The sequence below is a fragment of the Inquilinus sp. genome, from assembly GCF_039594555.1.
Classification (GTDB): domain Bacteria; phylum Pseudomonadota; class Alphaproteobacteria; order DSM-16000; family Inquilinaceae; genus Inquilinus.
Window position 1 is genome coordinate 1 of record NZ_JBCNNF010000262.1, and the last position, 9,873, is coordinate 9,873.

At 71.6% G+C, this 9,873-nt stretch carries 13 protein-coding genes; 6 read left to right on the plus strand and 7 right to left on the minus strand.

Annotation, left to right across the window (positions count from 1 at the left end):
- Both ABDW35_RS24195 and ABDW35_RS24200 read right to left on the minus strand, forming a co-directional pair.
- Nucleotides 1–751, minus strand: a 751-nt coding sequence (locus ABDW35_RS24195) for an FAD-dependent oxidoreductase (protein WP_343716424.1), incomplete at its 3' end; no start/stop codon positions are given.
- A gap of 14 nt (nt 752–765) precedes the next feature.
- Complete coding sequence (locus tag ABDW35_RS24200; protein ID WP_343716425.1) at nt 766–1,443, minus strand: peroxiredoxin-like family protein; 678 nt, start codon at nt 1,441–1,443, stop codon at nt 766–768.
- A 147-nt stretch (nt 1,444–1,590) separates the two neighbouring features.
- Between ABDW35_RS24200 and ABDW35_RS24205 the strand changes: the two genes are divergently transcribed.
- Both ABDW35_RS24205 and ABDW35_RS24210 read left to right on the plus strand, forming a co-directional pair.
- Complete coding sequence (locus tag ABDW35_RS24205) at nt 1,591–2,490, plus strand: LysR family transcriptional regulator (protein ID WP_343716426.1); 900 nt, start codon at nt 1,591–1,593, stop codon at nt 2,488–2,490.
- A 224-nt stretch (nt 2,491–2,714) separates the two neighbouring features.
- A complete protein-coding gene (locus ABDW35_RS24210) occupies nt 2,715–3,065 on the plus strand; it encodes a hypothetical protein (protein WP_343716427.1) in 351 nt (116 codons plus the stop codon).
- A 42-nt stretch (nt 3,066–3,107) separates the two neighbouring features.
- Here ABDW35_RS24210 and ABDW35_RS24215 read toward each other — a convergent pair whose 3' ends face one another.
- The 3 genes from ABDW35_RS24215 to ABDW35_RS24225 all read right to left on the minus strand — a co-directional run bounded on the left by ABDW35_RS24215 (nt 3,108) and on the right by ABDW35_RS24225 (nt 6,402).
- The gene (locus ABDW35_RS24215; RefSeq protein ID WP_343716428.1) at nt 3,108–3,812 is read right to left on the minus strand and encodes a DUF899 family protein; all 705 of its coding nucleotides are present in this window, start codon (nt 3,810–3,812) and stop codon (nt 3,108–3,110) included.
- A gap of 198 nt (nt 3,813–4,010) precedes the next feature.
- Nucleotides 4,011–5,423 (minus strand): FAD-binding oxidoreductase, encoded by a 1,413-nt coding sequence (locus ABDW35_RS24220; protein WP_343716429.1) that lies wholly within the window; start codon nt 5,421–5,423, stop codon nt 4,011–4,013.
- Between the two features lie 10 nt (nt 5,424–5,433).
- The gene (locus ABDW35_RS24225; protein ID WP_343716430.1) at nt 5,434–6,402 is read right to left on the minus strand and encodes an L-threonylcarbamoyladenylate synthase; all 969 of its coding nucleotides are present in this window, start codon (nt 6,400–6,402) and stop codon (nt 5,434–5,436) included.
- Nucleotides 6,403–6,533: 131 nt separating this feature from the next.
- Here ABDW35_RS24225 and parA point away from each other — a divergent pair, with 131 nt between their 5' ends.
- The 3 genes from parA to ABDW35_RS24240 all read left to right on the plus strand — a co-directional run bounded on the left by parA (nt 6,534) and on the right by ABDW35_RS24240 (nt 8,447).
- Entirely contained in the window at nt 6,534–7,148 is a 615-nt protein-coding gene (gene parA / locus ABDW35_RS24230; protein ID WP_343716431.1) for a ParA family partition ATPase, read from the plus strand.
- Between the two features lie 76 nt (nt 7,149–7,224).
- Complete coding sequence (gene hisN, locus ABDW35_RS24235; protein ID WP_343716432.1) at nt 7,225–7,998, plus strand: histidinol-phosphatase; 774 nt, start codon at nt 7,225–7,227, stop codon at nt 7,996–7,998.
- Entirely contained in the window at nt 7,998–8,447 is a 450-nt protein-coding gene (locus ABDW35_RS24240; RefSeq protein WP_343716433.1) for a nucleoside 2-deoxyribosyltransferase domain-containing protein, read from the plus strand. Before hisN ends, ABDW35_RS24240 begins: the two co-directional genes overlap by 1 nt.
- 15 nt (nt 8,448–8,462) lie before the next feature.
- On the opposite strand, the gene ABDW35_RS24245 is transcribed toward ABDW35_RS24240, so the two are convergent.
- A complete protein-coding gene (locus ABDW35_RS24245) occupies nt 8,463–8,606 on the minus strand; it encodes a hypothetical protein (protein WP_343716434.1) in 144 nt (47 codons plus the stop codon).
- Between the two features lie 256 nt (nt 8,607–8,862).
- The gene (locus tag ABDW35_RS24250; RefSeq protein WP_343716435.1) at nt 8,863–9,378 is read right to left on the minus strand and encodes a histidine phosphatase family protein; all 516 of its coding nucleotides are present in this window, start codon (nt 9,376–9,378) and stop codon (nt 8,863–8,865) included.
- A 92-nt stretch (nt 9,379–9,470) separates the two neighbouring features.
- On the opposite strand from ABDW35_RS24250, the gene ABDW35_RS24255 reads away from it, so the two are divergent.
- A partial coding sequence (locus tag ABDW35_RS24255) for a helicase HerA-like domain-containing protein (RefSeq protein ID WP_343716436.1) occupies nt 9,471–9,873 on the plus strand: 403 nt, incomplete at its 3' end.

The following is a 9,873-nucleotide window of genomic DNA, read 5'->3' on the forward strand; positions in this document are numbered from 1 at the left end:
CGACCTCCTGGCCCGACCAGCCCTGCACGGCAACGGGCTGGGCGCCCGTCAGGACGCGGATGCCTTCGTCCTCCAAGATCCGCTGCATCTCGGCCGAGACGTCCGAATCCTCGCGGCCCAGCAGCTGCGGCCCGGGCTCGACCACCGTGACCCGGCTGCCGAAGCGGCGATAGGCCTGGGCCATCTCGACCCCGACATAGCCGCCGCCCAGCACGATCAGATGCGCCGGCAGCGTGTCCAGCTCCAGCACCTCGATATGCGTCATCGGCTGGGCTGCGGCCAGGCCCGGGACGTCGGGGATCGCCGCATGCGACCCAACATTGATGAAGACCTGGCCGCCGGCCAGCCGCCGGGTGCCGCCGTCGTTCAGCGCCACCTCGATCGTCTTCGGCGCGGTGAAGCGGCCGCTGCCCATGATCAGCTCGGCCCCGCTGTCGCGATAGGCCTTCAGGTGGAACGCGGCCTCGCGCTCGACCATGTCGCGCTTGCGCTGGCGCACCTTGGCCATGTCGACCGTCACCGGGCCGGTCATCGTGCCGAAGCGCCCGGCCTCGCCGGACAGATGCGCCACCTTCGCGCTCCACAGCTCGTTCTTGCTCGGCAGGCAGGCGACGGCGGGGCAGGAGCCGCCGACCCAGCGGCGCTCCACCACCGCGACGCGCCGGCCGGACCGGGCCAGGTGCCAGGCCAGCAGCTTGCCGCCCTGGCCGCTGCCCAGGATCAGGACGTCGAATGGCTCGGGCTGAGTCATGGTCGCCCCCGCCCTCAGGCCGCGCTGCGGGCGGCGGCCTGCCGCAGGGCGGGCAGCAGCGCCTCCGGCTCGGGGCGCCGGGTGTAGTCGGGGTTGACGTCGGCATAAAGGATCGTGCCGTCCTGGCCGATCAGATAGCGGCCGGGCATCGGCAGGGTCCAGCTCGGGTCGTCGTTGAAGGTCGGCAGGTCGTTCCTAAGGCTCTTGTACAGCTCGATCAGATAGTCCGGCAGGCGGAAGCGCAGGCCGAAGGCGGCGGCGACCTCGCCCTTGGCGTCTGACAGGATCGGGAAGCCCAGCCCGTTCTGGCGCGCCGATTTGCGGCTGTTCGGCGCGGTCTGCGGCGAGATCGCGACCAGCGCCGCGCCCAGCCGCTCGAATTCCGGCCGCGCCGCCTCCAGCGCCTGCAGCTCCATGTTGCAGTAGGGGCACCAGACGCCGCGGTAGAAGCTGACGATCAGCGGGCCTTTGGCCAGCACCGCTGCCGAGTTCACCACGGTGCCGTCCGGGTCCTTCAGGGCGAAGGACGGGGCCTTGTCGCCGGTCTTCAGAGCATGGCCGGCGGCGCCGGAGGCAATCAGCTCCGCCGTAGCGCGGTGCATGATCTCGATCACCGACGGGGGCACGTTGTAGGGCGGCTTGCCGGCCTCGAAATCAGCCTTGAACGCGTCGAGCTTGGCCTGCAGGGACATCGCGTCCTCTCGGGAAAGGCCCGCATCAGAGGTGACGGGCGGTCGATGGATGGGACGCCGGATAGATCATTCATTCCCGATCTCTGGAGGTAGCCACGCGGGCGCGATATGATTCATTCCATTCTGGAATGAATGCCGGAGCCGCGCATGGACCGCCTGGCCGCGATGGAGGCCTTCATCCGCGTCGTCGACGCCGGCTCCTTCTCCGCCGCCGCCAGGCAGATGCGCGTCGGCCAGCCGGCCATCTCCAAGACCGTCGCGCAGCTGGAGGAGCGGCTGGGCGTGCGGCTGCTGCTGCGCTCGACCCGCGGCCTGACCCCGACCGAGGCGGGCCGCAGCTTCTACGAGCGCGCCAAGCGGTCGCTGGAGGAGGTGGAGGAGGCCGAGCATGCCGCCCGCGGCGCCGCCACGGCGTTGACGGGCCGGCTGCGCGTCGGCGCGCCGGTAACCTTCACCCGGCTGATGGTGATCCCGCGCCTCGGCGCCTTCCTGGCGGCGCATCCGGCGCTGGACATCGACATCGTGCTGGACGACCGCCCGATCGACCTGATCGAGGAAGGCATCGACGTGGCGCTGCGCATGGGCCAGATGCCGGATTCCGGCTTGGCCGCGCGCAGGATCGGGGAATGCCGCCGGCTGGTGGTCGGCACACCCGGCTACTTCGCGGCGCAGGGCGTGCCGCAGGTGCCGGTCGACCTGCTCTCGCACCAGGTCGTGATCCATGAGCCGCGCGGCGGCGGCAGCGGCGCGGCCTGGACCTTCCGGCGGGGCGACGTCCAGGCGCCGCTGGTCGTCGGCGGCCGGCTGCGCATCAGCGCCGCCGAGGGGGTGCGGGAGGCCGTCCTGGCCGGGCTGGGCCTGGCCATCGCCTCGGAATGGATGTTCGGGGCCGAGCTGGCATCGGGCGCGATCGTGCCGGTGCTCCACGACTGGCAGCTGCCGCCGGTCGGCCTCTGGGCGGTTTTCCCGACCGGGCGGCAGGCCAGTGCCAAGGCCCGGGCCTTCGCCGATTTCATCGAGCGGCAGGTGGCCGGCACCGCGCCTTAGCGCCGGCTGCGCTCAATCGTCCCGGAGTCTTTTGCCGTCTTGCCAAGTCGAGCGACGGAGTGATCGGCCTCGTCCGTGTATTGCTGCGGAAGGGGCGCCGGAGTCGTGAAGTCATGCCGTCGCCCTGTGGGTAGTTCCAGGGTTCGCCGTGAAGTTGCCATGGAATTGCCTCAATTGGAAAACGGCGTGCCGATCGTCTGAAGTCTGATCGGCTGGAGATGAGTATGGTTGCCGGTTCGTTGGGATCTCGAATCTCGCGGGTTGGTATCGTCGGAGTTCTGGTCGCGCTGGCGGCCTGCGGGCCGACGCCGAGCGAGACACAGCTGAACTACGCCTCGCAGCGCTGCTCCTATGGCGACCCGTATGCCTGCAATGAGGTCGGCCCGCTGTCCTACCAGGCACAGGCCGAGCGGCAGCAGCAGGACACCAACACCGCGCTGGCGGCGGGCCTGCTGGCGGTCGGCGGCATCGCGCTCGGCGCCGCTCTGGCCGATGACGATGGCGGCCATCACCACTATTACCGCCGCGGCGGCTGGGGCCATGGCGGCTGGGGCGGCCATCGCGGCCGCTGGTGAGGCAGGACCGGCCGGGAGCCGTGACGCTCCCGGCCGGTCCTCTCAGTCGTAGCTCAGCTTCGGATACCAGTCCGTCCCGCGGCCTTCCGGGGTGCAGTCCAGCACCATCCACAGCGGCGACGGGTCGGGGGCACCGCGCGGGTCCTGGCCGGGATCGGCGGTCTCGCCGGTCATCTCCTCGGCCCAGAAGTGGCGGATGGTGCCGTCGCGCCGAGTGAAGACGTGCAGCGCCGGCAGGTCCGACCCGTCGGGCCCGATGGCGAGGTAGTCGCGCGAATAGGCGCCGTCGAGATCGCTATAGAGGGGCAGGTCGCACCAGCCGCGTTCGCGTTTCCAGTCGGCCAGGCGGGCGAAGGGCGAGCGCGCGACCACGGCCAGGGCGGCGCGCTGGCCGATATCGGCGGCGTTGCTGTCCCAGGCATCCAGCAGGTTGGTGCACATCGGGCAGGGGCGCTCGCGCTGCGGCCCGAACATGTAGCTGTAGACCACCAGGGTCTGCTTGTCGCCGAACAGCCCGGCCAGGTCGGTCGGGCCGTCCGGCCCCTCGAAGCGGTAGTCGCCGGTCACCGGCCCGCCGGGCGGCAGGGCGCGGCGCTGCGCGGCGACGCTCTCGATCCGGCGCCGCAGCTCGATCTCCTCGGCCAGCAGCGCGGTGCGGGCGGCGCGGTACTCGGCGCTCTCGTTGGGGATGCGGACCGGGTTGGCACGGGCCAGCTCGGCGGCGGGGATGAGGGTCTTGGCGTCCATCGGGAGGTCCTCCACGGGTTGACGCACCTGGTCGTTTGCGCGGGGCCGGATTCGACAGCTGATGGATTTTCCCGCCACAGTTTCTGTCATTGCCGGGCTTGACCCGGCAATCCAGAGGCCACCAGGAGCGGCTCTGAAAGCCCCTGGATCCTCGGGTCAAGCCCGAGGATGACAACAGAGTGGAAGCCGAAAGTCTGCCTAGACCCGCACCACCTTGCCCGGGTTCATGATCCCGGCCGGGTCGATCGCCTGCTTGATCCGGCGCATCAGCTCGATCTCGACCGCCGGCTTGCGCTCGGCGATCTCGTCGCGCTTCAGCAGGCCGACGCCGTGCTCGGCGCTGATCGACCCGTCGAGGTCGGCGACGATGTCGTGCACGCGATGGGCGATCTCCTCCCACCGCGCCATGAAGGCCTCGCGGTCGGCGCCGACCGGCTGGTTCAGGTTGAAATGGATGTTACCGTCGCCGAGATGGCCGAAGCCGACCACCCGCACGCCCGGCACCATTGCCTCGGACAGCGCCGTCGCCCGCTCCAGGAACTCCGGCACCTTGGCCACCGGAACGGCGATGTCGTGCTTGATCGCCCCGCCCTCGAAGCGCTGGCCTTCGACGATGGCCTCGCGGATGTGCCAGAACGCCTTGCGCTGCGCCTCGCTCGCCGCGATTGCGGCATCGGTCACCAGCCCGGCCTCCAGCCCATGGGCCAGGATCGCCTCCAGCCGCTCCGCCAGCGGCGCGTCGGCGGCGGGGGAGGACAGCTCCAGCAGCACGTACCAGGGGTGCGGCTCCGCCATCGGGTCGACCACGCCCGCGACATGGCGCAGGGCGAAGTCGATGGCCAGGCGCGGCATCAGCTCGACCCCGGTGACCGACCCGCCGGCCTCGGCCCGGGCGCGGCTGAACAGGGCCACGGCCGCGGCCGGGTCCGATACCCCGACCAGCGCCGCCGCCACCGTCCGCGGCCGCGGGAACAGCTTCAGCACCGCGGCGGTGATGATGCCCAGCGTGCCCTCGGCGCCGATGAAGATCTGCTTCAGGTCATAGCCGGTGTTGTCCTTGCGCAAGGCGCGGAGGCCGTCCCACACCTGCCCGTCGGGCAGCACCACCTCCAGCCCCAGCACCAGGTCGCGGGCGTTGCCGTAGCGCAGCACCGCGGTGCCGCCGGCATTGGTCGACAGGTTGCCGCCGATGCGGCAGCTGCCCTCGGCCCCCAGGCTTAAGGGGAACAGCCGGTCCGCGGCTTCCGCCGCCGCCTGCACCTGGGCCAGGATCACCCCGGCCTCGACCGTCATGTGGTCGCCCCCGGCATCGACCTCGCGGATCCGGGTCAGCCGGTCGGTGGACAGCAGGATCTGCCCGGCCTCGGCCACGGCGCCGCCGCACAGGCCGGTGTTGCCGCCCTGCGGCACCACGCCGATGCCGCGCTCTGCGCACAGCTTCACCACGGCGGCGACCTCGGCGGTCGACCCCGGCCGCACCACGATGCCGGCGGTGCTGCGGTACTTGCCGCGCCATTCCTTCAGATAGGGCGCCAGATCCGCTGCCTCGTGCAGCACGCCCTGCGGGCCGGTGATGGTGATCAGGGCCTGCAGCAGCGCGGCATCGCTCATGGCTTGCTCCCTAGGGGCGCGGCGCGGCGGCGCGGCGCAGCCGGTCATTGATCGCGGCGCCCAGGCCGGTCTCCGGAATCGGCGCCACGGCGATGGTGCCGGCGCCGGTCCTGTCCAGCGCCCGCAGCATCGCGAACAGGTTGGCGGCGGCCTCGGCCAGGTCGCCCTTGTCGCTGAGATTCATCACCTTCGGGCCGCTACGCAGATCGGGGCCGAAGGTCAGCAGCACCTCGTCCGGCCCGATCGCTCCGGCGTTCAGCCGCACCTGCGCCCGCGGCGCGTAATGGCTGGCCAACTGGCCGGGCGAGGCCGGGCGGTCCGGATCCTTCTCCGGCACCGCGATAGGGCCGAGCAGGGCGGTCAGCTCCTCGATCGTCACCCCGCCGGGGCGCAGCAGCACCGGCTGCTCCCCGGTCAGGTCCAGCACGGTCGATTCCAGCCCGACGGCGCAGCGCCCGCCGGCCACCACCAGCGACACCCGGCCGGACAGCCCGTCCAGGACGTGCTGCGGCGTGGTCGGGCTGACGGCGCCGGAGACATTGGCGCTGGGCGCCGCCACCGGCCGGCCGACCGCGGCCAGCAGGCGCCGCGCGGCCGGATGCGCCGGCACGCGGATCGCCAGGCTGTCCAGCCCGGCCGAGGCCAGCAGCGACACCGGGCTGTCGGCGCGCCGCGGCAGCACCAGGGTCAGCGGGCCGGGCCACAGCGTCTCGGCGACGCGCCGGGCGCGCTCGTCGAACAGCACCAGATCCTCGGCCTGCTCGGCATCGGCCAGGTGGCTGATCAGCGGGTTGAAGCTGGGCCGCCGCTTGGCCTCGAAGATCGCGGCCACGGCCCGGTCGCTGGTGGCGTCGCCGCCCAGACCGTAGACCGTCTCGGTCGGGAAGGCGACCAGGCGGCCTTCGCGCAGCAGCGCCGCGGCGCGGGCGATGCCGGCCGCGCCGTCATCGACGATCTCGGTCTTGATCGGGCTCTCCATGCCCGCTCTATAGCCCGATCCGGCGCCGGCGCGCCATGCGCTCGGGGGAAGGCGGCCATCCCCTGGACAGGACATCTCATGTTGCGCTGCAGCAAAAGCCGGGCGACACTTCCGCGAAACGGAGGGGTGCAATGGCCGGTCGGACGATTACCGTGGCGCAGCAGAAGGGCGGGGCCGGGAAGACCACGCTGGTCGCGCATCTCGCCGCCGCCTTCGCCCGTGCGGGCCTCAAGGTCGCGACTGTCGACATCGATCCGCAGGGTAGCCTCAGCCGCTGGGTCGAGGCGCGGGGTGACGACCCGGGCTTCACCCATCTCCGCATCACCGGCTGGCGGGTGCCAGCGGAGGTCGACCGTGCCCGGGCGGCGCATGATCTGGTGCTGATCGACAGCCCGCCGCATGCCGCGTCGGATGCCCGGATCGCGGTGCGGGCGGCGCAGCTCGTCCTGGTTCCGATCCAGCCCAGCCCGATGGATCTGTGGGCGACGCAGCCGACCCTGGACCTGGCGGCGGAGGAGAAGGTGCCGGCCCGGATCGTGCTGAACCGGGTGCCGCCGCGCTCGAAGGTCGCGGACGCGCTGGAGGTCGAGATCGGCCGCCTCGGCATCCCGGTGCTGCCGGCCCGGATCGGCAACCGCACCGGCTTCGCCGCGGCGATGCTGTCCGGCCGCACCCTGGTCGAGACCGCGCCGAGTACGAAGGGGGCGGAGGAGATGGTGGCTCTGGCGGAAGCGTTGCGGGGCTGAGTCACCGCTCGGCGCTTGCCCCAACCGGCGTTTCCGGCGAGGCTGCGGCCCCCGCCCGAAGACCAGAGCCCGCGCCATGACCGCCGATTCCCTCGTCGCCTTCGCCGAAAGCTTGGCCGACGCCGCCCGCCCGGCGGCGATGCGCTGGTTCCGCACCGGGCTTGCGGTCGAGGACAAGGCCGACGACTCCCCGGTCACCATGGCCGACCGTTCGGTCGAGCAGCTGATGCGGCAGATGATCAACGCCACTTACCCGGACCACGGCATCCTCGGCGAGGAGCATGGCCGCGAGGGTGTCGACCGCGACCTGGTCTGGGTGCTGGACCCGATCGACGGCACCCGCGCCTTCATCGCCGGCGTGCCGATGTTCGGGTCGCTGATCGCCCTGGTCGAGAAGGGCCGGCCGGTGGTCGGGGTGATCGAGATGCCGGCGCTGGGCGAACGCTTCGTCGGCCATACCGGCCACCCTTCGACGGCGGACGGCAAGCCCTGCCGCACCCGCGACTGCGGGGGGCTCGACAACGCCATTCTCACCACCACCTCGCCGGAGGTGTTCTCGGGCGATTCCCTGGAGACCTTCGCGCGGCTGGCCGGGGTGGTGAAGCACCGCCGCTACGGGCTGGACTGCTACGGCTACGCCCTGCTGGCGCTGGGCTGCATCGACCTGGTGATGGAGTGCCGCCTGCAGCCCTATGACTACATGGCGCTGGTGCCGGTGATCGAAGGCGCCGGCGGCGTCATCACCGACTGGCAGGGCCAGCCGCTCGGCCTCGACTCCTCGGGCGAGGTCCTGGCCGCCGCCACCCCGGCGCTGCACCGCGCGGCACTCGACGCGATCGGCCGCGGCTGATGCCGCGGCTGTATTTCGCCGCGCCACTGTTCTCGGCGGCCGAGCAGGTGTTCAACGCGGCGCTGGCCGAGCGGATCGAGGCGCTCGGCTTCACCGTCTTCCTGCCGCAGCGCGACGGGGTCGAGAGCCGGGCCGAACCCTGGGCGTCGATGGCGCCGGAGGACCGGCGCCGGGCGCTGTTCGAGATGGATCGCGACCAGGTCTTCGCCTGCGACGTGCTGCTGTTCGTGCTCGACGGCCGGGTGCCGGACGAGGGCGCGGCGCTGGAGCTGGGCATGGCCTATGCCCATCGCCAGCTGGCCAAGCCCGGGCGCCGGCTGGTCGGACTGCACACCGACATCCGCGCCGCCTTCCTCGGCGCCAAGCTGAACCCGATGCTGGCGATGCCGCTCGACGCCGTGTTTGACGACCCCGAGGCGCTGCTGGGCTATCTCGCCGGCATCCGCTGACCCGCCCCGGCCTGCTCACCAGTAGTGATACGGGTGGTAGTAGTAGGGGTGGTAGTAGACCGGGTGCGGATAGGCCGGGTAGACGACGCAGCCGGCCAGCGCCGAGGCGGCGATCAGGGCCGCCGCGAGCTTGAGCGGGCGGGCGGAGACACGCGACATGACGAAGATCCTCTGCTGACGTCCGCGCCGGATCCGGCGCGTTACCGATCCCACGCAGCAGGAATGTTGGTCCGTCGCCAGTTCCCGTCAGCTTACGATCAGTTCATCGGCAGGAATCGTTCTGAAGTGTGGCCGATCGGCCATTGTCGGCTCTGCGGATGATGAATAATCGGCAAGGTTGGAACAGGTGAGGTCTCGGCTTGTTCTCACGAGTCCCTCGGATCGTCTGCGTCTGATCTGGGCAGAATTGAGGCGGTCAGCCGCCGACGGTCTTCGGCGTCTCGAAGGCGATCAGCCGGCCGCTGGGGCCGGCCTCGGCCCAGCGCTCCACCGGCAGCTCGATCACCGCCAGGCCCGCGGTCGGGACTTTTTCCCGCAGCCGGGACAGCACCGTCTCGTCGCCCGTCGTCGCCAGCCGGCGTGCCAGCTGCTCGAAATCCGGGTTGTGTCCGACCACCATCACCGTCGCCGCCTCGTCCGGCGCCCGGCGCAGCCGGGCCAGCACCCCGGCGCCGCCGGCCAGGTACAGGCCGCGGTCGAACCGGGTCTCCGGCTCGGCGCCCAGCGCCTCTAGCGCCAGCGCCAGGGTCTGCCGGGCGCGGGTGGCGGTGGAGCACAGCACCAGGTCCGGCATCGGGCCATGCGCCTTCAGCCAGGCGCCCATCCGCGGCGCCGCCTCGCGGCCGCGCGCCGCCAGCGGCCGGTCATGGTCGGCCAGCTGCGGGCCGTCCCAGTCGGATTTCGCGTGCCGCAGCAGGATCAGGGTCTTCATCGGTGCACCTCGCCGACGTACCCTGCGCAGAATGGGATGACTCGTCCAGGGCATGTGAAGGGGCGCGGCGTCGCAGGCCGCGGGAGACAGGAATGACCGACGGACTCTACTTCGCCAAGGGTGAGCGCGAGCACCGGCTGCTGCTCGGCCTCGGCAACCGTCACGGGCTGATCGCCGGCGCCACCGGCACCGGCAAGACCGTGTCGCTCAAGGTCCTGGCCGAGGGCTTCAGCCAAGCCGGCGTGCCGGTCTTCGTCGCCGATGTGAAGGGCGACATCGCCGGCATCAGCCAGCCCGGCGCGGCCAACCCGAAGATCGAGGCGCGGGCCAAGCAGCTCGGCCTCGGCGCCCTGACCTATCAGGGCTTCCCGACCGTGTTCTGGGACCTGTACGGCAAGCAGGGCCCGCCGGTCCGCGCCACGGTGGCGGAGATGGGGCCGCTGCTGCTGTCTCGCCTGCTGCAGCTGAACGACACGCAGGAGGGTGTGCTCAACA